At 44.7% G+C, this 25,430-nt stretch carries 22 protein-coding genes; 2 read left to right on the top strand and 20 right to left on the bottom strand.

What is annotated here, in order from left to right; all coding sequences use genetic code 11:
- Positions 1–22: 22 nt before the first annotated feature.
- From QFZ80_RS06585 to QFZ80_RS06565, 5 genes are all read right to left on the bottom strand, one after another.
- A complete protein-coding gene (locus QFZ80_RS06585) occupies positions 23–763 on the bottom strand; it encodes a LutC/YkgG family protein (RefSeq protein ID WP_307557933.1) in 741 nt (246 codons plus the stop codon).
- A complete protein-coding gene (locus QFZ80_RS06580) occupies positions 756–2,267 on the bottom strand; it encodes a LutB/LldF family L-lactate oxidation iron-sulfur protein (protein ID WP_307557931.1) in 1,512 nt (503 codons plus the stop codon). The genes QFZ80_RS06585 and QFZ80_RS06580 overlap by 8 nt, the downstream gene beginning before the upstream one ends.
- A complete protein-coding gene (locus tag QFZ80_RS06575) occupies positions 2,264–2,992 on the bottom strand; it encodes a (Fe-S)-binding protein (RefSeq protein WP_307548066.1) in 729 nt (242 codons plus the stop codon). Before QFZ80_RS06575 ends, QFZ80_RS06580 begins: the two co-directional genes overlap by 4 nt.
- 306 nt (positions 2,993–3,298) lie before the next feature.
- Positions 3,299–4,255, bottom strand: a complete 957-nt coding sequence (locus tag QFZ80_RS06570; RefSeq protein WP_307557929.1) for an aldo/keto reductase — start codon at positions 4,253–4,255, stop codon at positions 3,299–3,301.
- Positions 4,256–4,287: 32 nt separating this feature from the next.
- On the bottom strand, positions 4,288–6,990 hold the full coding sequence (locus tag QFZ80_RS06565; RefSeq protein WP_307557927.1) for a UxaA family hydrolase: 2,703 nt from the start codon (positions 6,988–6,990) through the stop codon (positions 4,288–4,290).
- Positions 6,991–7,374: 384 nt separating this feature from the next.
- Here QFZ80_RS06565 and QFZ80_RS06560 point away from each other — a divergent pair, with 384 nt between their 5' ends.
- On the top strand, positions 7,375–8,277 hold the full coding sequence (locus tag QFZ80_RS06560) for an AraC family transcriptional regulator (RefSeq protein WP_307548071.1): 903 nt from the start codon (positions 7,375–7,377) through the stop codon (positions 8,275–8,277).
- Between the two features lie 838 nt (positions 8,278–9,115).
- On the opposite strand, the gene QFZ80_RS06555 is transcribed toward QFZ80_RS06560, so the two are convergent.
- The 14 genes from QFZ80_RS06555 to QFZ80_RS06490 all read right to left on the bottom strand — a co-directional run bounded on the left by QFZ80_RS06555 (position 9,116) and on the right by QFZ80_RS06490 (position 23,959).
- Positions 9,116–9,985: a carbohydrate ABC transporter permease gene (locus tag QFZ80_RS06555; protein ID WP_307557925.1), complete on the bottom strand. Its 870-nt coding sequence runs from the start codon at positions 9,983–9,985 to the stop codon at positions 9,116–9,118.
- Complete coding sequence (locus QFZ80_RS06550) at positions 9,985–10,944, bottom strand: ABC transporter permease (protein ID WP_307557923.1); 960 nt, start codon at positions 10,942–10,944, stop codon at positions 9,985–9,987. Before QFZ80_RS06550 ends, QFZ80_RS06555 begins: the two co-directional genes overlap by 1 nt.
- A gap of 99 nt (positions 10,945–11,043) precedes the next feature.
- Complete coding sequence (locus QFZ80_RS06545; protein WP_307557921.1) at positions 11,044–12,558, bottom strand: extracellular solute-binding protein; 1,515 nt, start codon at positions 12,556–12,558, stop codon at positions 11,044–11,046.
- An 81-nt stretch (positions 12,559–12,639) separates the two neighbouring features.
- Positions 12,640–14,388 carry a sensor histidine kinase gene (locus QFZ80_RS06540; protein ID WP_307557920.1) on the bottom strand — a complete coding sequence of 583 codons (1,749 nt, stop codon included), beginning with the start codon at positions 14,386–14,388 and terminating at the stop codon, positions 12,640–12,642.
- An 87-nt stretch (positions 14,389–14,475) separates the two neighbouring features.
- Entirely contained in the window at positions 14,476–15,489 is a 1,014-nt protein-coding gene (locus tag QFZ80_RS06535; protein ID WP_307548080.1) for a response regulator transcription factor, read from the bottom strand.
- A 583-nt stretch (positions 15,490–16,072) separates the two neighbouring features.
- A complete protein-coding gene (locus QFZ80_RS06530) occupies positions 16,073–16,177 on the bottom strand; it encodes a stalk domain-containing protein (protein ID WP_307564049.1) in 105 nt (34 codons plus the stop codon).
- A 536-nt stretch (positions 16,178–16,713) separates the two neighbouring features.
- Positions 16,714–17,694, bottom strand: coding sequence for an aldo/keto reductase (locus tag QFZ80_RS06525; RefSeq protein WP_307557918.1), 981 nt, complete (start codon positions 17,692–17,694; stop codon positions 16,714–16,716).
- 215 nt (positions 17,695–17,909) lie between these two features.
- Positions 17,910–18,773: an aldo/keto reductase gene (locus QFZ80_RS06520; RefSeq protein ID WP_307557916.1), complete on the bottom strand. Its 864-nt coding sequence runs from the start codon at positions 18,771–18,773 to the stop codon at positions 17,910–17,912.
- Between the two features lie 318 nt (positions 18,774–19,091).
- Positions 19,092–19,661, bottom strand: a complete 570-nt coding sequence (locus QFZ80_RS06515; protein WP_307557913.1) for a cyclophilin-like fold protein — start codon at positions 19,659–19,661, stop codon at positions 19,092–19,094.
- A 116-nt stretch (positions 19,662–19,777) separates the two neighbouring features.
- Complete coding sequence (locus QFZ80_RS06510; RefSeq protein WP_307557911.1) at positions 19,778–20,485, bottom strand: SDR family oxidoreductase; 708 nt, start codon at positions 20,483–20,485, stop codon at positions 19,778–19,780.
- Between the two features lie 35 nt (positions 20,486–20,520).
- Positions 20,521–21,000, bottom strand: coding sequence for a hypothetical protein (locus QFZ80_RS06505; protein WP_307557909.1), 480 nt, complete (start codon positions 20,998–21,000; stop codon positions 20,521–20,523).
- A 268-nt stretch (positions 21,001–21,268) separates the two neighbouring features.
- Positions 21,269–21,664 (bottom strand): (R)-mandelonitrile lyase, encoded by a 396-nt coding sequence (locus tag QFZ80_RS06500; protein WP_307557907.1) that lies wholly within the window; start codon positions 21,662–21,664, stop codon positions 21,269–21,271.
- A 22-nt stretch (positions 21,665–21,686) separates the two neighbouring features.
- Positions 21,687–22,913, bottom strand: coding sequence for a multidrug effflux MFS transporter (locus tag QFZ80_RS06495; RefSeq protein ID WP_307557904.1), 1,227 nt, complete (start codon positions 22,911–22,913; stop codon positions 21,687–21,689).
- Positions 22,914–22,918: 5 nt separating this feature from the next.
- The gene (locus QFZ80_RS06490; protein ID WP_307557902.1) at positions 22,919–23,959 is read right to left on the bottom strand and encodes an NAD(P)-dependent alcohol dehydrogenase; all 1,041 of its coding nucleotides are present in this window, start codon (positions 23,957–23,959) and stop codon (positions 22,919–22,921) included.
- A 202-nt stretch (positions 23,960–24,161) separates the two neighbouring features.
- Between QFZ80_RS06490 and QFZ80_RS06485 the strand changes: the two genes are divergently transcribed.
- On the top strand, positions 24,162–24,710 hold the full coding sequence (locus QFZ80_RS06485) for a TetR/AcrR family transcriptional regulator (protein ID WP_307557900.1): 549 nt from the start codon (positions 24,162–24,164) through the stop codon (positions 24,708–24,710).
- Between the two features lie 189 nt (positions 24,711–24,899).
- Here the strand turns inward: QFZ80_RS06485 and QFZ80_RS06480 are convergent, their stop codons facing one another.
- Entirely contained in the window at positions 24,900–25,241 is a 342-nt protein-coding gene (locus QFZ80_RS06480; protein ID WP_307557898.1) for a hypothetical protein, read from the bottom strand.
- Between the last annotated feature and the right edge of the window lie 189 nt (positions 25,242–25,430).

Raw genomic sequence — 25,430 nt, 5'->3', positions numbered from 1 at the left:
GGGGTACCTCTTCTATCAGGTTCTATCCGATAAGTAGCACGTGAACAATCCCTGGACCATGCACACCGATCGTCAAATCATTCTCAATGTCCGCCGAACGGCTGGGCCCTGAGATGAAGTGGATGCCGGCAGGCAGGTCTTTCCTTGCTATCTGATCGAATGGGGTGAGAATTTCGCCTAGTCTCGTTTTCAAGCGTTCAATCGGCAGCAGGACGATCAATGCCGTAGGCAGCAGGCTGACCGAACGGCCTTTTTCTTTCGATGATAACACACTTAGCGATCCCGTGTAAGCCGCCGCATGGTCAGCAAGGACGATACCCAGATCGGCATTCGCTGCGCTGGCCTTCCAGTTGGTTTCTTCATCGGTATTCCATACCGCTAGGTCGACTTCTGGGAGAGCATCGGCTAGTTCCAGCGCATGTAACTCCGCTTGATTCTGGTGGATCACACGTCTGACACTTAGCGTGCCCACGAGTTCTTGGATGGTTGCTTTCGCCGCCTCCATCGAAGGGACTCTGACAACATGCCCGCCTGCGGCATGGAAGTTGGCCGTGAAGTTCTCGATGCGCTCCGCGGGTGACCAGTCAATAGTTTTCCAGCTATCCGATGCCCCTTGGAAAGGATGTGCAGGCTTCTCTGTTACCCGTGCACGCCCCAGTTTCTGGGCGATGCCTTGGATGAATCGTTCTTGCTCAGCCAGGGATTGCTGATCCAGCTTATTTAACTTCGCCTGCCAGTCTGGCGTAATGTCTCGTCTAGCCATGATGCTGTCCTCCCTTTTTGCCCCGAGCGGCTAGTGCGTCCGCCATTCTTGCTTGGATAGCAGGATCATCCGTAAGCCCATGACGAATCTCTTGCTCGAGTGTTTTCCAGCCGTCGCGGAAGGATGCCTTCGGAAGGCTCGGCGTTACGCGATAGGAGTTCCACCCTTTGAGCGGACCGACCTTCAGACGAATGCCCCCTTCACGGACGACCAGCTTTTGGCCGATTCTGCCCAGCTTGAGTACGGCGTTGAGACGCTTGGCATTGCCCATCACCGCAGCAAAGCCCTTCATACCCGCTGCCTCGATCTTGTCAACATGGCCCGCTTCCACCTTGCGCCTGCGCAGTGACACCAGCATGTCATGCAGTGGAATCTTCACCGGGCATGCTTCATAGCAGGCTCCGCAAAGACTTGAAGCATTGGCGATGTCATCCCATTCCGCCACGTTTTTCTTGAGCGCTGGTGTGAGCACCGCTCCGATAGGGCCGCTGTATGTGCCGCCGTAGGCATGACCGCCGATATGGCGGTACACCGGACACGCGTTCAAACATGCGCCGCAACGGATACAGTTGAGCAACTCTTGGAACTCCGGGTCTCCGAGCTGCTGCGAGCGCCCGTTGTCTACGATGATGATGTGCATCTCTTCCGGCCCATCAGCGTCCAAATCTCTTCTCGGACCTGTGATGCCTGACATGTAGACGGTCAGTTTTTGTCCCGTTGCTGAGCGCGGAAGTAGTGTCGCCATGACCTCGAGGTCAGCCCACGTAGGGATAATGCGCTCCATCCCCATGAGCGTGATTTGTGTCTTGGGCACCGTTGTGACCATGCGGGCGTTGCCTTCATTTTCGAACAAGACCATCGATCCGCTCTCCGCAATGGCAAAATTGCAGCCCGTCATCCCAATATCCGCTTCCAGGAATTTCTCTCTTAATTTCTTGCGAACATAGCCAGCCAGAATCGTCGTATCCGGGGCCAACGTCTCCCCAGCATCCTTCGATAATAGCTCAGCGATTTGATATCTATTTTTATGTATAGCTGGAATGATAATATGGGATGGTGTTTCGTCCGCTAACTGAATGATGTACTCGCCTAGATCTGTTTCTATTGCTTCGACGCCGATGGAAGCCAGCGCTTTGTTCAAATGCAGCTCCTCCGTCACCATCGACTTGGATTTGACGACCGATTTGGCTTGTTTGGCTGCTGTGATTTCCAAGGAGATTTTGACCGCCTCAACATCCGTATCCGCAAAATGCACATGAACTCCATTCGCTCTCGCATTGTTCGCAAACGTCGTTAAGTAATAATCCAGATGCGCGATCGTATGCAGACGAATCTGTCTGCCGCGTTCCCGCCAATCGTCCCAGCTCCCATGATCGGCAGCTGCCTTCAACTTGCCGTCGCGCAGGCGCTCGGTCGTAAACTTAACCGCTTTGCGCAGAAACTCATCATTGAGCGCGATATCTGCCCGTTCCTTAACCGTTGACTTCCCCATCGCTTGACTCATGCGCGCTTCATCCCTTCATACAGCAGCTCAGCTAGATGCATAACTCGCACCGGCTCGTTTCGATAGCGCAAATTTCCCGCAATATTCATCAGGCAAGCCAAGTCCAGTCCGACCAGCACCTCGGCCTCGGTTTCCTTCACATGATCAACTTTCTCCTGCACCATTGCCCCGGAAATATCGGCCATTTTCACCGAGAACGTTCCTCCAAATCCACAGCAATCATAGGCGAAAGGCAGCGGCACCAGCTCCAGATCTTTTACACTTTGCAAAAGGGCGAGCGGCTCCTTCTTGACGCCTAGCAGCCTGCTTCCGTGACAGGAAGGGTGGTACGTCACTTTATGTGGGAAAACAGCACCCAAGTCCGTGATATTAAGAACACTTACAAGGAACTGTGTGAATTCATAGGTCTTATTCTGAAGCTGTATGGCCTTCTCCAGCCACTCCGGCTCATCCTTAAATAGATTCGCGTAGTGATGAATCATAAACGTGCAAGAGCCCGAAGGCGAAATCACAAAATCGCTATCTTCAAATGCGGTAAGTAGCGTCTTCGCTGTTGTTCGCGCCTCATCCCAGTAGCCGCTGTTGTATGCAGGCTGACCGCAGCAGGTTTGTACAGTCGGTAATTCTAGCAGAACTCCATAATGCCCGAGTAGTCTTGCAATCGCTTCGCCGACCTTGGGATATAATGCATCACTTAGACACGTAATAAATAAGGAAACCTTCATGAGAAGCCCCACTTTCTTTCGTTAACTTATCAGGTTATCAGACATGTTGAGTTTAACACAAACCCCCTTGTCTTGAGAAGGGGCATATGGTGGGAATTGCATCATTTTTTTTGTGGACAGTCCGGGTATCGCTGCGTCCCAGTTAAGTAAATCCCATTATAAATCATCTTTTTGAAGTAATTAAAAAATCCCGCCCCAAAGACATTCTCTTAGGGACGAGATTATTGTTCCAATTCAATGAATCACCCGAGCAGCTCGGTCACGAATCGATCTAGATGACCATGATTTCCCCTACCACTAAGCAAATCAATTCCCTTCGGGATCTTCCGTATCATAGCCAAATTCATCAAGCGCCGGCCATAGTTCAGCGGCAATCGGGTAATTCGCGAGCTCCAATGTCTGGGCTACCCGTTCCGGTTTACTCATGCCGACGACCGTGCTGGCGATCCGCGGGTCGCGAAGTGAAAATTGAAGCGCTGCGGCGGCTAGTGGCACATCGTATTCCTGGCAAACTTTGGCAAACATACGTGCTCGTTCCACTATGATTGGCGAAGCATCGCTATAGGCATACCGAGCGTATGCTTCCGGACCTTTAGCTAATATGCCGCTGCCATAAGGAGCAGCGTTAATGACGGCGACGCCCATGCGACTAGCGACATCAAGCAATGGTTCAGCAGCTCGATTGAGCAGCGTATATCGATTGTGGGTTTCTACAGCGCTGAACGCTCCCGTTTCGACATAACGAATGAGCATATCGATCGGTCCGCCGGATATGCCGATGTGTTCGATGACGCCTTGCTTTTGAAACTTATGAAGTACTTCTAAAGGTCCACCGGTTCCCATAACATTTTCGAAGGTGGTATGTTCAGGATCGTGGATGTAAACGTATTGCAGACGATCAAGTCCTAATCGTTCGAGACTTCCTTCTATGGAACGTTTGATCTGTTCACCGCTGAAGTCGCCGGTCTTGAAGTCGCGGTCGGCTTTGGTAGCCAACACGTACCCAGCCGGAAGGCCACCATTCGCTCGAATAGCCTTGCCAATCCGCCGTTCACTCTCACCTTCGCCGTATGCTGCAGCCGTATCTATAAAGTTGATCGGGCTTTCGAAAGCGGTACGCAGCGTTACCAAAGCTTGTTCCTCCGACGTGCTATATTGAAAGGTTTCCGGCATATCCCCGAGCGGAGCGGCTCCAATACATAGCGGCGATATGAAGAGGCCGGTACGACCAAACGGTCGTTTGGATAATAATGCGTTCGTCATGGAGTGTTCCTCCCTTTCTGTTACTGTCTGCCTTATAACGACACGCCTAAAAAACCCCGTGTCATTTGAAAATCGATATTACCTTGCTGATAGAGACGCGGTACATAAGTATGTTCTAAGATTTCTTTGCTGCGCTCGAGAATATGATTCACCCATAAGCTCGGGTTACCCTCGAGTTCCAAATCAATATCTTGCTTATGATTATGCAGCACGGCCTGTTCCGACGTCACTTGCAGCATTGGAACGAAAGGATGCGTCTGCATCGGACGTTCACCGATCCATGCAATTATTAATTCTACCCCTGTGGCGGCGAGTCCTGTGATTGTCTCCACCCCATGCTTTGTTGGCGTATCCATAATGTGGAAGCCGTTTCGGCGGACATGTTCCCCATAGGCGATAGACGGCCCGACTTGATACGCGCTAAATAGATGCTGACTGAATGCATCCTCGGTTAGCAATCCGCTGTTCTCGGGAACGACGACCAAGCCTCCGGACCCGACAATGAGCTTGGTTAGTAGTCCCAGCTGCTCGCCGGCATCTTTGTTAATGGCACCAACGCTTACGATCCCGATGCGCAGCCCTTCCAAACCGACCGTCACCTTCTCCGCAGTATCGGCATCAATCAATCGATCGGCGAACCAGGCCTCTACCTTCTCGCTGACCTTGGCAATTCCGCCGTCGAGCTGAATGCTGGCATATCCAAGACGGCTCGCATCGACGCCCATCACATCCATCTGATGGCGCATGTAGTCATTATGCGTTTTCTCGCAGCCATGCTCCAGCAGCAAACAATGCTCCACCATCGGATGCGTAATATAGCCGATCATCGTGCGGGCAAATAGAGATTCAGCTGGCCCCCCTGAGGTGCCGCAGCCTTCCGTGTGCGCCAATGTTACGAAGCGCGAGAGCTCAGGCTGCCCTGCTCCTTTCTCGTTCAGGCGCTTTGTGATCATGCCCGCTACCTGTCCAGCACAAAGACTGGTCGGCACGATCAAGCCAATATTGTCACTAGACTGCCGATTGCGATGTCGAGTAAAGGAAAATTGGATCGGGTTAGCCATGGTTATAGCATCATCTTGAATGTCTATCGGAGCTCCCGTCGGTACAGGAGTGTGAAGCAGCATCTCAAGTTGACTCGCATCGTTCTGCTGCCAGTTGCGCCAAATTTGTACTTGGGCATGGCCCGCCTTCTCGCCGACGCTTCGCTGACCAGAGGCAATTTGGAGCGCCAACTCGAATACCTCTTGGCCCAGCTCATCCATCGACTTGCCTTCCAGATACTGCCCCGCGTTCACGTCCATATCGTTCGAAAGCAATTGGAAGCGGCGAGTTGTCGTGACCGCCTTGACCGTAGGCACATATGGAAAGTTAGTGATCGAACCGTTTCCCGTTGTAAAGAAAATCATGTTGCAGCCTGCGGCTACCTGTCCGGCGATGCTCTCCAGGTCATTGCCAGGGCTATCCATGAAATAGTAACCGCCATCCTTCATGAGTTCCCCGTACTCAGTTGCATAATCGATCCGCGTTGTCGGGTCTTTCTTCATAGCGGCGCCTATAGATTTAAGATAGATGTTGTACAAGCCGCGATACATGTTGCCACCTGACGGGTTACCTTCCGCACTGGTGCCGTGCCAAGACGTGCGCTCCTTAAATCGGTTCACAAGTTCCAGAAATTTGCGAGCGGTTTCAACGTTGCGTACTTTCGAGAGGACATAGGGCTCCGCGCCAATCAACTCATCCGTTTCAGCTAGACTAGCCGCACCCCCGTAACGCACCAATTGTTCCGAAACCCATCCGAGAAGCGGATTCGCGGATACCCCGGAAAATGCGTCCGAACCGCCGCACTGCAAGCCGATTCGCAAGTGGCGGATGGATTCAGGCGTTCGCTGCATCGTGTTGACCGTTGATAGCCATTCGCGTACTAAAGCTTCACCATTAACCAGCTCCTCTTCGAAGCTGCCTGTGAGCGACACGAACTTATGCAGGACTTCATCGATCGGATAGCTATGCTCACGTGCATAAGCCTCCACCATCTTGTTCGTGACCGATTCATTACCATAATCGACAACCAATACCGCTCCGACGTTCGGGTTGACCATGAAACCTGCGAGCGTCCGCAGCAGTAATTCCACATTATTCGGCTTTTCTGTGCCGCCCTCCGTGTGAGCGACGGGAACGATCCCGTCTATATTCGAATCTTTCTTCCATTCGCCTTGCAGACGAGTGGCAAGCTCATTCACGTAGCTCCCCGTATGCGAGGTGGTGCCGAGCAGTACGATGTAGTTCCGGGTGCCAACCCCGCGATCTTTATGGCGGCGATATCCCATGAAAGTTCGGGTATCCGTATAAGCTGGCGATGCCTGAGCCGGCCGGAAGTTCTCCTCGTCAAAGATAAAAGGAGAAACTTGATCCGCGAAATTGGGCTCCGCCGGCACCGCGAATGTCAGTTGGCGCACACTGAGCGCTTCCCGTACTGTTTCGTTGATCACATAGTGGCCGGGCTGAATCGGCTGAATCGCCACGCCGAATGGCAAATGCCACGAAAGCAGATCTTTACCAGGAGCAATCGCTTTCACCGCAAATCGATGGCCTTCCATAACCGTGTAATCCAAGGTGAGGATTTGGCCTTCATACTGAATGGTGGTACCGGAGTTCAATTGCTGAATCGCAACGGCGCAGTTATCCCCGGGCAAGGGAAGTCTCGCTACTTCTTCAAATTGGTAAACGACGTCCATCGATGACTGGCTCCTTTGATGAGATTTTCCGAACAACACAAATACTACGTCAGCCTATAATAGAATAATTTGAGTTTCTTTCAAAGTTAGTGCTGTATAGATAACAATATCCCCGTCCAGTTGATGAGCTTGCAGGCAAAAAGTCTCAGTACCTCCGTCAACTTCGGTGTAATCCATCCATAATCTTTCCGCTGCATACTCCAAAAATTTAATGGCATCAATTTTTTAGCATGCATAGCCTCCTTGACTTCGGTGCGCACACCTATTATTGTACCAGGATTACGGCATTTGTTAATTCTTTACCTTTGCAAAAACATACTCTATTTTGATATTCTATAAATAAGACAAATTAATGAAGTGAGATGATCTAGGGAGGTTCGGAAAATGCAAAAACCGCTAATAAAAAACTTTATTAACGACCCCCTCTTGCCATTTGACATTGTATTTAAGGACAAAAAGACACCGAACCGTGAACTACCAGAGCATCTTCATGATCGCTTTGAATTAGTTTATGTTTATAGTGGAAAAGGTACGTTTTTCTTAAATCAAATGCTCTATGAGATGAATGAAGGAGACCTCTTCATCATTCCTGGCAATACCATCCATCAGGCATTGCCAGATTCTGAATCTCCTATTACGGCCACTGCTATCTTTTTCGATCCGCAACTGATCGGACATTATTCATCAGCTGATTCGTTTACGAATATGCAAGTTTTTGACCGAGCCCGAAAATATAAGAGCTATAAGCTTGTTGTCCCAGCAACCATACGCCCTCTGTTTGAAGAAAAACTCAAACAAATGCATGAAGAATTGGAACAACACGAAGCTGGTTTTAGATACGCTGTTCAACTGAATTTAAATAGCCTTTTGATCATCATAAATCGTTTGATATTAAAAGAATCCCATCATCAACTGGCCGCGTCCGATGTCTGTCCCTCCTGGTTACTAAACATACTTCAACACTTAGATCAGTTTCACACTGACCAAATCGCTGGACTTTCGTATTTGGCTAAGCACTCTTCAGTATCAGCCGCTCATTTATCTAGAGCGTTTAAACAATTAACCGGGATGAATATCACTGACTATGTGAATGCCAAGCGAATTTCAACTGCAAAGGAGCTGCTTTTAACTACCAACTTAGGTATTGATACGATCGCCCACAATTGCGGTTATGAGAGTTTACCTTATTTTCATAAGTTATTTAAGAAGTTTACTGGCGTTACCCCAGGCTTATACCGAAGAAAAGTATTAGAAAGCCGAAAACAATTCCGAAATGAATATTATTAAAAAAGCAGATGAGGTGTATCCCATCTGCTTTTTCATGATCTGAATCGATCCAAGTTTATGCCTTGCATAGCTTGCAGCTCCGCCCACTTTCCACTAAATTACTTAATACGAATAACCAAATGTATAAAACAATTGCAATGGGTTTGTATTATCGATTTAAAAAAGAAGACGAATTAAACAAACAGACCTCACTAGCAACTTTATAAAGAACAATCCTTACGAATTCGAATATTTTGTAGCCGATATTCTACAGGGAATATACGGAGGGAAAACAGGATGCAAATGACAATAGTCATGATTTGAAACCGGCGTGAATTTGAAATAATAGTGTTCTCTTTGTAATTGTAGTAATAGTGGCAAAAAAACATGAAAAATAAAAAAAATAAAAAAAAAAAATGTGATGTTTCATAAATAATTATAAAACGGAGCCCGCAAACTCGCGTGGCTCCGTTTCTGTTGTTTCAGAATTGATTAGATTTAAAGTTCGACTCGGCGAAAATAACTGTTTGTTGCAGAATTCGTTAGAAAAAATTTCAGCCTTAATACGGTTTATAGATAAATATTATTCATCGAAAAATATTTATCAGGAAAAGCTTATAGATCTAAGCATTTTCATGACTTATTTGCGATCTTGATTAATATCAGTTTTACCGTAGACGAGGGCAAGATCATCGCCCGCAGCAATGTGGAGCTCTGTTATGCCGCCGTTCTGTACGAATCGGATGCAATAAGCAATAAGCCCCCGACCACTCCGAGCAGTGATTCTCGTGTACTGCGTATTGGATCATGACGTCATCTCGTTCCTCCTCTCCCGAGACAAGGCCTCTTGCGTAATCAGTCATCCTTTAACTGAACCTACGAACATCCCCTTATTGAAATGCTTCTGAAGAAACGGATAGATGACGAGTAACGGCAGTGCCGTAATCAAAATTGCTGCCATACGCGCAGCCGGGGTGTAAGTAAATAATACTTCGTTCAATTGACCGGTTTTCTCATCATTAAGGATCAACATTTGTCTTAAGAATACTTGAAGCGGCCACTTTGAATCGTCATTTAAATAGATAACGGCCGAAAAATAAGTATTCCAGTTCCCAACAAGATAAAACAAGGTAAACGTTGCGATCGCCGGCTTCGCCAAAGGCAGGATAATTGTTGCGAACATCCTCCACTCCCCACAGCCATCTATTCTCGCCGATTCCTTAAGTTCGTTAGGAAGAGCCGCGAAGAAGCTGCGCATAACGATCACATTAAAAGGGGCGATTGCCGCTGGAAGCCAAAGCGCCCAATAGGTGTTGGTGAGTCCAAGTCCGTCCACGATTAAATAAGTCGGGATCAGGCCGCCGGAGAATAGCATCGTAAACAAGATTAAGAAGTTAATGACAGACCTGCCCTTAATCCAAGATTCCGATAACCCGTATGCCATCAAAGAAGTAAGGGTGATATTGATAAGCGTTCCGACAACGGTAATGATCACTGAACTCTTGAACGCGCTAATAAAACCGGGATTGTTCAATAAGTATTGATAGGCTTCCAATGTCCAAGAGCTTGGGAGGAGAAAGAAGCCCCGCGTGTAGTAATCTCGAACTGGAGCGAACGAAGTCGTAATTACGTACAGTAGCGGAAACAGAATCGAAATCGTGAAGATGATAAGAAAAACATATAGGAGACACGTAAAAACGAGGTCGCCCTTCGAAATGCGTTTCACCATTAATACACCCCCTCCTCTCCGAACCGCTTCGCGATTTTATTCGCACCTAAGACCATTACGAGTCCTACGAAGGATTTAAACAAGCCGATCGCGGTAGCATAACTGAAATCGCCTTGTACAAGTCCTTGGCGATATACGTACGTTTCAAAAACGTCCGACACTTGAAGGTTCATTGGATTCTGCAGCAGGAAAATATGTTCGAAGCCAACATCGATAAAATTTCCAACCCGCAGAATAAGCATGATCAGAATAACGGTTTTCAGCGATGGCAAGGTAATATGCCAGATTTGGCGAAGCCTGCTTGCTCCATCCACCCTGGCTGCTTCATACAATGCTGGATCGATAGAAGCGATTGACGCTAAATAAATAATCGCGCCCCAACCAGCTCCCTGCCAAATATTGTGAAATAGCCAAACCCAGCGAAAATATTGCTGATCCGTCATCAAATTGATGCGGTCATATCCCAAAGCTTCCAACATCATGTTTACGCCGCCATCTTGCGCTCGGAAGAATAACATCGTGATTCCTACAATGACGACCCATGATAGAAAATGCGGCGCGTACAAAATGGTTTGGATAGCGTTTTTAAAGTATTTAAATCTCACTTCATTGAGTAAAATTGCGATTAGAATCGGGAATGGGAAAGCAATTACGATATCCAGAAGATTTAGAATTAATGTGTTTTTAAGTAAGAGCAAGAAGTCACTCTCAGAGAATAATCGAACGAAATGGTCGAATCCGATCCACTCACTCTTCCATACGCCTTGGAACGGTGAATAATCCTTGAATGCGATGAATAGACCGAACATCGGACCGTATCGAAAGATCAGGAAATACAACAGCCCCGGAAAGATCATCAAATAAAACGGGAATGCTCGTTTTAGGTACTTTGCTTTTGTTTTCGCCAAAGGAATCGATCGGGCTCCTGCGGTATTCGTGTGTGATACCGTTTGATTCATAGATTTCTCTACCTCCTAGTCCAACGTAACATGAGCGTGAAGAGTAGGACAGGCCGCAAAAAAAATGCGGCCTGTGCAAACTGAAGCTCGTGAAAGTCGTTATTTCTGTACCGCTGCTTCGTTGATTTCTTTTATGATTTGTTCCCCGCCATTTGCAAGCCAGTCCTTGGAAGCCTTTTCAATGGATTCGACCGGTTCACCTAAAATAATTTTGTACATTGCTTCTTGAAACTTTGCGTTCAAATCAGCGCTTTTCTTCTTGTAAGTCTCCGAATAGACTTCAAGTCCCATAGCGGCATTCGGCCACGGATATTTTTCGACGAGGGCTTTGTAATCCTCATTCCGTTTAACTTCTGCTGGGCTAGTCCATAGATAGAGGTTAAAATCCGTACCCGGACGCTTAAACAGATTGCTGTTCAGGTGGCGCGGCACCTCAGGCTCCCACTTATCGGTGATCTCGTACTTGCCTTCTGCGTTCTTCTTATAATGGATACCTTCGACACCATTCTTCATGACCTTCGTACCTTCCTCTGTGACCCACCAATCAAGGATTTGAAGAATGCGATCGATCTTCTCCTTACCCGCCTTCGCGTTAATAACCACCTTGATCATGCCGACCGCATTATTCGTGTTTCCGCGAAGTCCCGTAGGTCCCGCAGGCGGAGCCATGGGAACGATAACCGGTTTCGAATCCGGGAATGTCTTTTTGACCGCTCCTTCGATCTCAATGTAATTGTTATGGTACGTAAAGAGACCCAGTTTATTCGACTTGATTAAATCTTCAATTTCCGTCGACTTGCGAAGCACAAAGTCTTGATCCAACACGCCTTCACTATAAGCCTTCTTCATGAAGGCAAGATAAGTTTTATATTCCTCAACTTGCATCTGGTGCGGGATCAGCTTTCCATCTTTCTTGGTCCACTGGTTTGCGATGCCGAATGCATTACGGACAGCGATGTTATTGGCTGCAAAGCCGACCGTGTCATTTTTGCCGTTCTTGTCAGGATCCTGTTTCGCGAACGCCTTGGCGATTTCATAGAACTTGTCGACTGTAAATTCATCTGTGGAAGGAAGCTTCATCCCCAAGTTATCCAGCCAGTCTTGTCGGATTTGCACCGAATCTCTTACAGTCCAGCTAATTTCAGGGAGACCGTACAGCTTTCCACTCGGATTCAGTACTTTCATCGCTTCAAGATCCATCGGGAAAGCTGCGCTTAGGTTCTTATATTTCGCTAGTTCTCCCGTTAAATCCACGAACGCGCCTTCACGCTGCCAGGCTATATAGGTATCACTGTATACTTTGTAAAAATCCGGTAAAGAACCCGACGCTGCCATAACTTTCAGCTTCTCTTCGTACTCAGGGCCGTTAATAAGCTGAAGCTTAATGTCAACATTAAATTTTTCATTTAAATACTTGATAGTAGGGTGGTCTTCCGCCCATTTCGGACCACCCCAATACTGTGCGGGCATCGTGATCGGGATTCTTACTGAATTTTTTCCGGCATCTGACGATGTACTTACACTCGGTGCGTTTCCACCGTTATTGCCCGATGAACAACCTGCAATCAGGCTAAGGGCCAGGAGGGATCCTGTAATCGTCTTCATTAGCTTCATTTAGAGTAACACTCCCCTTGGTTATATTCTCTTGACAATGTTAAGTATATAGCCTCCCTTAGCCCAAAAAATTGTACAATCTCACGAAATGTTATACGATTTGTGAAACGGAATTCTCACCGAAACGACTGTCCCCTGCTTAGGAAAGGAGTGGATGTCGATGCCATACCCTTTTCCGTAATAAAGCACCAACCGATGGTGAACGTTAGTGAGTCCAAGCGATTCATACGATTTCATTCTCTGATCTGTCTGATTCGTAATGGATGCCAGCCGTTCTTTCAGGTTGCGTAAAATGGTTTCATCCATACCTACACCGTTGTCCGCAATCTCTATAATCAGGTCATTCCCGTCCGGATAAGCACTGACCAGCACAGCGGCCTTCCCGTTACGGGGTTCAACTGCATATTTCACGGCATTCTCGACAATGGGCTGTAAAGACAGCTTGATAATACGTGCGTGCAAATATTTCTCATCCACATAAACTTTGCTTTCGAAATGCTTGGTAAAACGTATATGGATAATCTCCAGGTATTTCTTAAGCTGCTCCAGCTCCTCCTCAAGACTAATCTCCTTCTGCTCCAGCCTTGCGGTAAATCGATATAAGGATGCTAAATTCCCTGCCATTTTCTCTATCTTAGGAACCCCATTCAGGAAAGCGATACTCTTGATGATATCCAAGGTGTTGTACAAGAGGTGAGGGTTGATTTGATTTTGAAGCGCTTGGATCGTCGCCTCTTTCTGAAGCAGCTGCATCTGGACCTCTTTGAGCTCCATACTGTACACCGTATTGACGAGCTCGTTCAGCCTCTCCGCCATACGATTAAAACTTACACTCAGCAGTTGTATTTCGTCACGCCCTGGCGTAACAGGCGCTCGGACGGATAAATCACCGGTCTGCATCTTTTCCATCGCTTTCTTCAGCTGCATCATTGGACGCGTAATCCGATTAGCTGCAATCGGAACAGCTATGATAATAAGCAGAATGAGCAGCGCCATGACGACGACGGCGGAAACTTGAGCTATTACCAGGCCTGTCGCCATCTCCTTCAGCGGCACTAATGCGATCGTCTTCCATCCAGTCAGGTTTGAAATGCTGTAGGAAACAAGATATTCTTCCCCCCGCCATTCCTGTAGTGAGTTTGGCTCACTTAGCGTAAGCCAGGAAAGCTCCGTGTCTTCAATAGGAGATGAGAGCATAGTAGAGTTAGGGTGATAGACGATTCTTCCATCTGAAGACACCATAAAGATATAACCGGTTTTGCCGATGCGCATGTTCCCGATCATATTCTTGATCTCTGTCAATCTCATTTGCAGCACAAGGCGGCCCGATATCTTTGTATTATTCACGTCAAAAATCGGAATGGCAGCTTCAATAAGAGGAATATTGCCACCTTCCCTGTACATGGTGGGGAATATTTCCAAATCGGTGTTGAGAGGCATCTGATACCACGGTTGTCTTGCCAATTCGGTATCGGTTGTCGTACCTGACGACTGCAAAACGCTTCGATCCTTTGACATTAAATAAATGTTCTCGATCTCCGAATAATTAATCGCAATATACTTATTGAGGATCTCTTTAATCATAGCTTGCTTTTCCGCCCCCACCGAGGACCCGTCTCGAAGCCAATCCTGAATTAGGCTCGAGTCCCCTTGCTGTAGGAGTAGACTTGAATAGCGTAATACCCCTGCATTCATGGCGTACGTGGATTTAGCGATCTGCTGAAAATAGATTTCCAATTGATGATTAAGACTTTCGGTCGTGGTTTCTGCGATGTTGTAAAAATCCTGCTGGGTCGAGCGACTGTAATAATAATGAGAGACGTAATTCATTAACAGTACTGCGATCATGGCTATGCTGATAAAACTTAGAATGATTTTTTTGTTTTAAGGACATGCGATAGAGAAATTGTTTCATGTTCATATCCCCAAATTCTTCCGATATTCATTGGGGGACATCCCCACCATATTTTTAAAAACTCGTATAAAATAGGTTTGGCTCGAGAATCCAACTTCTTCGGCAATTGCGTATATTTTATCTTTAGAGTTTCGAAGAAGCTCCTTCGCTTTCTCCACTCGCACTTGGTTGATATAATTTATCAGCGACTCCCCGGTATATCTTTTGAAGAGGGAGCCGAAATGAGAGATGCTTAAATCTGTATACTCCGCCATTTGCGTCAGTGTGATGTCATCCTGATAATGGTCACGAATAAAATCGCATGCGGATTTAATGATTTGTTTGAATTCCTTTTTATTACGTTCCGGATGAAGAAACCAGGCTTCCACCAATTTGCCCAGATGCGTTCGAATTTCTTGATCGGGAACCCCGTTGAATTGAGACTTTGTCATATGCTCCGCTTCAATGCTGGCCAGCAAAGAGCAGATTTTGGACTCAATAATACGAAGCAAGCTTAAGTAAGCGCCATAGTTCAAATGTTTGATGATTTTTATGTCATCAATAAGTTTGTATATATTTTTTATACCCTCCTTAGGATCCAAATCATTGATAGTATCGAAATAGGTTTGGATACGAATCAAATAATGATTCATTTTCTCAATTTCCGTTAATTTCCCCATCGCATCCAACACAGCTTCCCGCAATTCATCCCGATTGACAGGCTTAAGCAGGTACTTATTCACACCGTAACCGATTGCTCTTTGCGCATATTGGAAATTTTCATAACCACTAATGATAATAACGGCCATCGGGATTTTGTTCTCCGAAATATTTCGAACCAATTCCAGTCCATCCATTTCCGGCATCATAATATCCGTTATTAATACAGTTGGCCACAGTTGCTGAATCACGTGCCAAGCTTCAACGCCGTTCGTAACATCCCCTACTACTTTAATGTCATGTCCTATACTTTCTACCGCTTCGACAATAGCCGCTCTGATCCATGGTTCGTCCTCTGCCACTAGTACTTTTAACATATGAGCCTCCATACTTTTTTTTATAAGAATAGCTTACTCTGTTCTTACTTGGGAAGAACAATTTCGAATATTAACTGTTACTCCAAGTCAAAGTCATTGATCATACGGTGGTTGATGATTGCTAAACGATGAAGGTATCCTTCAAAAGATTCATTCGAATACATTTCTAATTGGTTAGAAAACCTCATTTCAATAATCTCTCCATTAACAAAAATACAACAAGGGTAGGCTATGTTCATATTCGCCTACCCTTGTTGTATTTTTATTCAATTTTTTTGCATAAATATTTCATTCCAACGAATTATAAAATAAATATTCCAAAGATATTTGAAACAATTCTAATTAATTATGGAATTTCACAAAAAAAAAAAATGTGATATTCCATAATTAATTAGAAAACGGAGCCCGCAAACCCGCGGCGCTCCGTTTTTGTTGTTTCAGAATTGATTAGAAATTAAACTAGCCCACGGCGAAAATGAGTTTTTGTTGCAGATTTCGTTAGAAAAAATATTTAGAAATAATTCTACGTATGCATAATTATACAAAGCGTTATTTGATCCTAATCATTCCTTCAATATTGTTATTAATTGGCTGTAATTACGACTGTTTTGTTTGAGGCATCCCATTTGACTTCAGCGCCTAATGCTTCACTGACAAGTCTAATAGGGACAAACGTACTTCCGTTGATTATTTAATCAATTGCCTTTAAATAGTACCTCTTATTGGAAGCAGCAACATGTGATGCAAGTTTAAAAGAGGTTTGCCTGGTTTTTATAATACCTTCTTATACATTCAAATGTGTGCCATACAGCGGCTTCATTAATCATTTTCAAAGCCATTTCTTCTTCCTGATCTACTTGTTTTAGATGTTTTTCTAAAGTATTCCTTATACCGTTACAAATTTCCTGGATAGGTTCTACATATGCAAAATAATCGACTAAATATCCTTCCAATTATGGGGTCTTATGCTCCACAAGATAAAGAACGAGACGATCATAATCCTTGGTTTGTTTTTGGATCCGGTCGCTTGCCAGTTTTGGGCTCCTTACACATCATAAGGAGCCTTTTTGTTTTCTAAAACGTCATATTTCCTCATAATAGGAATGTTGCCCGTTTTAATCCCTCCCCCGCCATGGTGGACGATCACTTGAGGAATTAATCCGATACGTTTATAATATCGGAGGGTATCCTGCGAAAGATCAAATTTCTCAAATTGCTTATATACTACTGTGGTCCAACTACCGGATGAGGAACATACGGCGCCTCCAGCATAGCAACTTCTTCTGTGGTTAATTTAGTGGAAAGAGCAGCTACCGCATTTTCGAGATGAGATATTTTTGTTGCACCGATTATAGGCGCAGTTACTGGTTCTTTTTGTAGCAACCAGGCAAGCGCGATCTCAACGCGGGAAACTGAACGTTTTTCCGCAATTGCAGCGATCTGATTCACAATCAATTGATCGGCATCAAATGTAGCATCGTATTTTTGTTTTGCAATTTGATCTGTTTCGGAGCGATGTGTTGATTCCTTTGAACTTCTTGTCAATCTTCCTCCAGCAAGCGGACTATATGGTATTACACCAATTTTCTCAGCTTTGCAAAGCGGAAGCATCTCTCTCTCCTCTTCACGATAGATAAGGTTTAAATGATTTTGCATCGAAATAAACCGGGTCCATCCATTGTTCTCGGCTACATGTAAGGCTTTCAAAAACTGCCATGCATACATAGCCGAAGCACCGATATAACGTACCTTTCCAGCATTCACCACATCATGTAGAGCCCCCATCGTCTCTTCGATCGGCGTATGGTAATCCCAGCGATGAATCTGATACAGATCAATATAATCGGTTCCCAGACGTTTTAAGCTTTTGTCAACTTCACTCATTATTGCCTTTCGGGATAAACCGGCACCATTAGGACCTTCATGCATACGGCCGTGTACTTTTGTTGCGATGACGAGTTCATCCCGATTGGCAAAATCATTCAGCGCCCGTCCTAAAATCTCCTCGCTTGTTCCGTCGGAGTATACATTCGCAGTATCAAAAAAGTTGATCCCAAGCTCAAGAGCTTTTTTTATTATTAGACGACTGTTCTCTTCATCTAGCACCCACTGATGAATCCACCTGCCAGCCTCGCCAAACCCCATACAGCCTAGGCAAATCCTCGATACATCCAAGCCGGTATTTCCAAGCTTCACATACTCCATTTGACTGTTTCCTCACTTTCAAACAGTTACTGTTATCACAAACACTTCACTGAAACAGAGGGTGAGGTTGACATCCTATATATTCCCATAAACTGCACGCCTTCTCCACGCCGCCCATGGTGGTTTTCACTCCCATGTCTCAACGGGGCATTGCCCTCTCATTCCTTTGTTACGCCTCCAATAATCATTAATATTAGTATTCGCTGCTGATCAAGTTACTTTATTTTTCCCCCAAAAACCGGGAAGAAGCTATGCTCACCATAATTTTGGATGACCTCAATATTCTTCAAAGTCTCCATATCTGCATCGCTGATAACAAAATCAAGCTCTGCATTGATTCTCATGTGTTCTGGATTTGCTGTCTTCGGAATTACTACAAGACCAAGCTGGATATCATACCGTAGGCTAAGCTGAGCTACAGATACGCCATACTTATCAGCTATTGCCTTAATCTCTGTGTGATCAAGGATTGCACCGTGTGCAATTGGTGAATATGCCTCGACTATGATGTCATTCTTCTGGCAGAATTCAATTAACTCCAATGGCGTATTGCTCACATGAGCCAAGATCTGATTGACCCCAGGCTTAATCTCACAGCTTGCAAGAATATTCTCTACATCGTCCTGAAGGAAGTTAGAAAGACCGATTGCCTTTACTTTGCCTGTCTTATATGCATCCTCCATGGCTCTCCATACCTCTTTGTTTTCCTTGAAATAACGGTTCTCCTCACGGAACTCATTCCAAGGCTGTGGGCTGTGAATAATTAGAAGGTCAATGTAGTCTAGCCCCATTTTTGCTAAAGACTCATCAATGGATTGCGTAACTGCATCATAGTTCTTTGCTTCTGCAGCAACCTTTGTCGTAATGAAAAGTTCTTCTCTTGCGACACCGCAGGAACGGATTCCCTTGCCTACACCGGCTTCATTCCTATAAGCCTGAGCAGTATCAATATGGCGATAGCCGATGGATACAGCATCACGTACTGCCTGTTCAGCCTGTTCATCGTCAAGCAGCCAGGTACCTAGCCCTAATTTTGGAATTGTTGCACCATTTGATAATTTGTAAGTTTCGTTAAACATGTTTTTGTCTCCTTTGCATGGTTATATTTTTGTTGTACCTTGCCATGATGTTTGATTCTATAGGGTGTAATGTATCATTAAACTTCTGGAATAAATTAATTAAAGCTTACTAATGCATTCAGTGTTCGCTGAAAGCCTGTATAGGGATGGCAGTTGGTAATTATCGATTGTGTTTCCTTGCCAATACCTACGTTTACGTTGTCCTGCACATATGCCTTCACTTGACCTTCAGCGCCCCTCATTGCGCTAAAGTGTCAATAACTCCCGTGTTTTCGAATACGACCAAGCAGAAAAGCCCCATATCATAGGAGCGGAAATTTAGTTCATTTGCTGAATAGTTACCGCGAAATCACCATTCATATCTTGAAGCTTTTTAGTAAACTCTTCTTCGATCCCCGATTCGATCTTTCCTAGTTTGACAAGTCCGCTCGAATAGTTCCACTCTTTATAATACATGTTCACATCTTTCCACGGAGCGTAATAACCGAAATCCCCAACTTCCGGAACACTTCCTGACGGTGCATTTTCCGTAGACAATTCTTTATCCAAAATACTCAATTTTTCGAAGCCGCCAAACTCCTTAAATATGAGTGTCAACGGGAGCCTTGTCAAAAAATCCCGGCTTGTCGGATTATCATACATCTTTACAATGAATTCTTCATTATCAAAAATCAATTTGACCCTCACATCTTTCGATTCAAGCTTATCTGTGGTCAATGAAGTAGATGATTGGGTAGCCTGGTTCTTCGTTTCTGTAATCATATCCGTTGGATTAGTGCTACTGTTATTTTTCACATTATCATCTCTTTTGAATTTAGACTCTTCTTTACCGCCACAAGCAGCAAGGGAGATGGCCGTCACAAAAGCGAGAAGTAAAGATTTTTTCATCCTGTTGGCATCCCCTCTTAATTCAGTTTTTGAATGATTACCGTAAATTCATTCATATTTACTATCCGATGCTAGGTTTGATTATTTCAAGCCCATGAAGGAATAAGAGTACTTCATTACCAGTCGATTGCTTTTCCATCTCTGAAGAAGCCTCCTTGCGGTCCACCGGGCCCAATCGTTGCTAACCAAAGGATCGACTCCGCTGCTTGCTTAGGTGTTCTAGGAGCAGCTGGACCACCCATATCAGAACTCACCCATCCCGGACAGACGGCATTGATTTTAATATCGCCTTGGATTTCTGCAGCTGCCAATCGCGTCAATGCATTAAGGGCAAGCTTTGACAATTTGTATGCACTAACTCCTCGCTGCGACATTTCGTTCATCATTCCATACTCCGATGATATATTAATGATTCTCCCATAGCTCCTCTTTTCCATTAGCGGTATAAAGGTACGGATGACATGATAGACACCGAAGAAATTCGTTGACATCGTTTTCTCCAGAATGGAAGGATCCATCGTCATAAACAGTTCATTCTCATCCAGATACACGCCGGCATTATTAATCAAAACGTCCAATCTTCCAAATGTTTCATTCACGGTCTGCGAGGCTTGGCGGATGCTGTCTTGATCATCGACATCCATTTGTACAAAAGAAACGTCCAAACCTGACTGCTTAAGACTTTGGGCTGCTTCATTGCCTTTTTCTAGATCACGACTCGCTAAAATAACCCCAAAACCATTCAAGGCTAATTGTTTGACAAGCTCAAATCCAATTCCCCGATTCGCGCCTGTGACAAGGGCTACTTGTTTATTGTGCGACATTGAAATCCCCCCACTTCCTTTTTTATAAAAGGAGTTTATTTCTTACGTGTCGTCGGCCCTATCCGATTCTGCTGCTTTATCTGATCGATCGCTTCGTTGAGCGCGTCAGCGGCTATGCTGGATTCTGCAAGTTCGTTCACTTTAACTTCGTCGATATGCTTCCCGACGAAGTTCGACGGGATCACGTCGCTAAAGTGCTGGTGTAAGTCGAGAGATACCGTATCCGTAGTATAAGGTGTGATCTGGATGCCTTTAATAATGTCGTCAACCAGTGTGATTGTTACTGAGATGAACGAATCGCGGCTCCCGTAGTTACCTGTCGCCGTATGGACGCCGTCAACATAGGTGGATTCTTTACCCATTTTCCAACTAGAATTACAGGAGCCAGCATGCGAGGAAAACGGCGATTGCCCGAATGCCATATTCTTTGCCGAGCATGATGCCATGACAAAAGTCAAAGAGATCCCTAGAATCGTCGTTATTTTAATCCTTTTACTTAGGTTTGTTACAATCATGCTTTCTCCTCTCCTTTTGAATTGACTTATAAATGAGAAAACAACAAGTTGCCCCAAAGTACATTGAGGCAAGTCTTATTGCACAAAAAGTGTAACAGTATTAGAAATTTATTTCGTCAGTCAACGCTGCAATTGGATCGATCACAATTCCATTGTCAAACTAATTAGCCTAAATTACGCTCTTTTAAAACTGCCTTATCCTGTCAAATACGATCTATACAGCAACTTCGTTCGTCATATGACGGGTATTTATGAAGCATTCGCGTGCTTAGGACTGGTATTGATCATCACTGACTTTTTCCATCCATTCAACAGCCTTTCCGTTCAGACGCTCTTGAATCGCTATATGCGTCATAGCTGTGGTTGGCGAAGCTCCATGCCAGTGTTTCTCGCCAGGCGGGAACCAAATCACGTCACCAGGACTTATTTCCTCAATTTGACCTCCCCAGCGCTGAGCCCATCCTTTACCTGCTGTTACGATTAACGTCTGACCCAGTGGATGCGTATGCCATGCTGTCCGCGCACCCGGCTCGAACGTAACGCTTGCTCCTGCTACACGAGCAGGAGCTGCAGCTTCAAACAGTGGATCAATGCGAACCGTACCAGTGAAATATTCAGATGGTCCTTTGCCCGAAGGTTGGGACCCGACCTTTCTGATTTCCATTTTCTATATTCCTCCATTTGAGTTATGAATTTTTTTTCGTATTGTTTACAACGCCTACAGTCTCCGCCTTCCTAATGAGGACGATATAGGAAACGATGGCCAGTACACTGGTTGTAAATATAACAATCCCAAAAGGGATGGCTGAATACTCACCTGCGATTCCCACAAGTGGGGAAGTAACTGCTCCTAGTGCGAATTGAAAGGTGCCTAGCACGGCAGACGCACTCCCCGCCATTTCTCCATGCGCTTCCATCGCTAAGGTAATAGAAACCGGTCCAATAATCCCAATGGATATAGCAAATAAAAAGGTTGAAACAAATTCTGCTAGTAAAGATCCATGAGAGAGAACTGTAATCAGGATTGCGGAAGTAGAAATAAAGGACAGCGATAACCCGATACGAAATATACTGCGCTCCGTTAGCTGGCCAACCACACCTTTGACAATTTGCGCTCCAATCATAATAGCAAGACCGTTCATAGCAAACAGGAGCGAAAATATTCCCGGCGACACACCAAAAATGTTCTGATAAATAAACGGAGTGCCGGCAACAAAGGCAAATACACCGGCGAACAAAATACCATTAACAAGCGCATATCCCATAAATGTTCGATCGTGAAACAGACGAGTATAGTTCCTCATTAATTCCTTGAAGTTTCCCTGGACACGATGCTGTACAGGTAAGCTTTCCTCTAACCCCCATGTTGTGATCCCTGTTAATAGTATTCCTAGAAGCCCCAAAAAAACAAACACACCAACCCATGAACTGAAAGATGTGACGGCGCTTCCGGCATTTGGGGATAATAATGGAGCGACATTGCTGATCATCGTGAGCAGAGAGATAAACTTCGTCAATTCGACCCCATTATATCTGTCCCGAGCAATCGCACGAGAAATCACAAGTCCGGCCGAAGCTGCCACCCCTTGGACGAAGCGTAAAACGATGAAAGATTCAATATTGGGTACTAAAGCACAACCAAACGATGAAACAATATAAAGAACCATGGAGATCAGCAATGGGGTACGTCTTCCATACCTATCACTTAAAGGTCCCATGACCATCTGGCCTAAGCCTAAACCAAGTAGGCTGGCTGTTAAACTCGCTTGAATCATGGATGCGTTACTTCCGAAAAAATCCATGATTTGCGGAAGCGACGCAAGATACATATCGACTGTAAATGGTCCCAATGCTGAAAATGCGGCCAGTATTAAAGCCAATCGGAGCGAATGATTTTTAAGTTTATCGTCCATTCGTTCTATAAAGTCGATATGTCGATAACGAATCGGTATCGCACGTCACTACGCAGAATTCGCTCATACGCTTCGTCTACTTGCTCGGCACGGATAATCTCAATTTGAGGCAGAATGCCATGCGCGGCAGCAAAATTAAGCATCTCTTGTGTTTCCGCAAGTCCGCCAACCAAGGACCCCGCAATACTGCGGCGACTCATGATTAGGGAAAACACGTTGTATTGACTCGGTTCCGCGGGCGCTCCGACATTAACAAGCGCTCCGTCTACACGAAGTAGCGATAAGTACGAATCGACGTCAATGTTGGCGGATACGGTGTTGAGAATCAGGTCGAATCGGCCGGCTAGCAAGTTGAAAGTTTCCGGATCGAGCGTTGAAAAATAATAATCTGCACCAAAACTTAACGCTTCGTTTTTCTTATCTTTCGCACGGCTTAACACTGTAACTTCTGCTCCCATCGCATGGGCGAACTGTATCGCAACGTGGCCCAACCCACCCATCCCCAGAATAGCAACCTTTTTTCCTGGGCTGGCATTCCAACGTTTCAAAGGGGAGTAAGTGGTAATACCGGCACACAAAAGCGGACTGGCTACATCTAACTCCATACCATCCGGGATATGCACAACGAACCTTTCAGTAACAACGATGTTTTGGCTGTAACCGCCATAGGTTGGATTGCCATCATAGTCCAAGGAGTTATAAGTAGCTACAAAGCCTTTTAAACAATGCTGCTCCTCTCCTCGGAGGCAGTATTCGCACTCTCCGCAAGAGTCCACATAGCAGCCAACACCAACGCGGTCACCTACAGCAAATTTCGTGACCTTCTCCCCAACTGCCGTTACAACCCCAGTAATTTCATGACCAGGCACCATTGGGAAAATCCCGCCTGCCCAGTCCCCGTGTGCACTATGAATATCGGAATGACAAATGCCACTAAACTTAATATCGATCGACAGGTCATCCGGTCGTAATTGTCGTCTTTCAATCGTAGTCTTTTCAAAGGGCGCTTTGGCCTCTGAAATACTTAGAACGCGAGTTTTGCACATGTGTGTTGTCTCCTTTCAATAAATCAAATTGAAATGATTAATCAATCGAATTTGATTAGAAAAATAAATTTGATTAACCAACTAGTGTCTATTATTATATAATCAAGCACGTAAATTCAATGGTTAAAGTAACGCAATCTGTTGATATATCAACAGAACTGCGAAATGTGTTAAGTATCTTAGAAAGTTTGGTGAATATACAATGGCTAAAACAGATCGGCGCATCCTTAAAACGCAGGAATCTTTGAAAAAAGCTGTTATTGAACTGATGACTGAAAAAAATTTCGATGATATAACCATTCAGGATATTTCAGATCGGGCTAACCTAAATCGAGGAACCATTTATCTTCATTATCAGGATAAATTTGATTTATTGGATAAACTCATTCAAACACACTTCGATGAATTAGAGGAGATGGATGAGTGGGCTTGTAAGCTGGATTGGAACGAGGCTCTTGTACCTTACTTTGAATATTTCGAGAAGAATTATTTGTTTTTTTCAACCATGCTCGCAAGTACTGGGGCTCCCGCTGCATTTCGAGCTCGGCTTCTTGCTTCTTTTATACAAGGATTCAAGGGTGAAATTGACAGAGACAGCGGAAAAAATACAGATTTAATGGATGATGTTATGCTGCAATATGCAGGGACCGCTTATGCAGGTGTTATCGAATGGTGGATCAGAAACGGCATGCCCTATCCGCCACACTTCATGGCTAAACAAGTCGGTACCTTGTTAGGGAGAAGCCTGTAGGTTAATGAAATAAATGTATATATTCGTTATAGATTCTTACTTCCAGATTGAAAAAGCCCTTGATATATCAAGGACTCTTTGATTATATACTGGGTTTTACTATCTCTCACTGTAATAAACCCTTGTTTTTTTGCTGTTTCTTCTTCGATCTGGTTTCTATTACTCTTTAGGGATAAATCCCTTTGTTTTTTATAATTCTCTAAAGAGGATTTTATCGATTAATATTAAGTTTTTAGACGGCCTTAAAACAATTTTGCCTTCTATTAAACCTTCAGTAATTAAGGTTGAAAAATTAATCGACTTGGTCCCCATGAGTTTACTAGCCTGATATGCACTAATATACTTTTTGTGTAAGTTTACATCTAGAATTTTTTGACCACTCCCACCATCCCAAATAATTTGCAAATAATTTCTATACTCATCTGTAATAAAACTAAAATCATCAATTTTAGATAATTTAATAAGCTCAAAATGAAATCGTCCAAAATCCTTTCTTAACCCTGTCAGCAATTGAGAGGTTTTAGGAATCATTTTGAAATCATTCAAGAAATCATAAAATGATCGTGGCCAATTAGTAAAAATACTGAAAGCTTCGTTTACTATTATGGAACAATTCTAAAGAATTATGGAATTTCACACAAAAATGTGAATTGTAACTTGTTTTGTCGTTTAATTAATATTGGTTAAGGTGCATCTGTAAATAAAAAATGGCATATTTTG

This window comes from Paenibacillus sp. V4I7 (genome assembly GCF_030817275.1).
In the GTDB taxonomy this organism is placed as follows: Bacteria; Bacillota; Bacilli; order Paenibacillales; family NBRC-103111; genus Paenibacillus_E.
The sequence above is the reverse complement of the archived record's forward strand: the minus strand, read 5'-3'. Positions and strand labels throughout refer to the sequence as shown.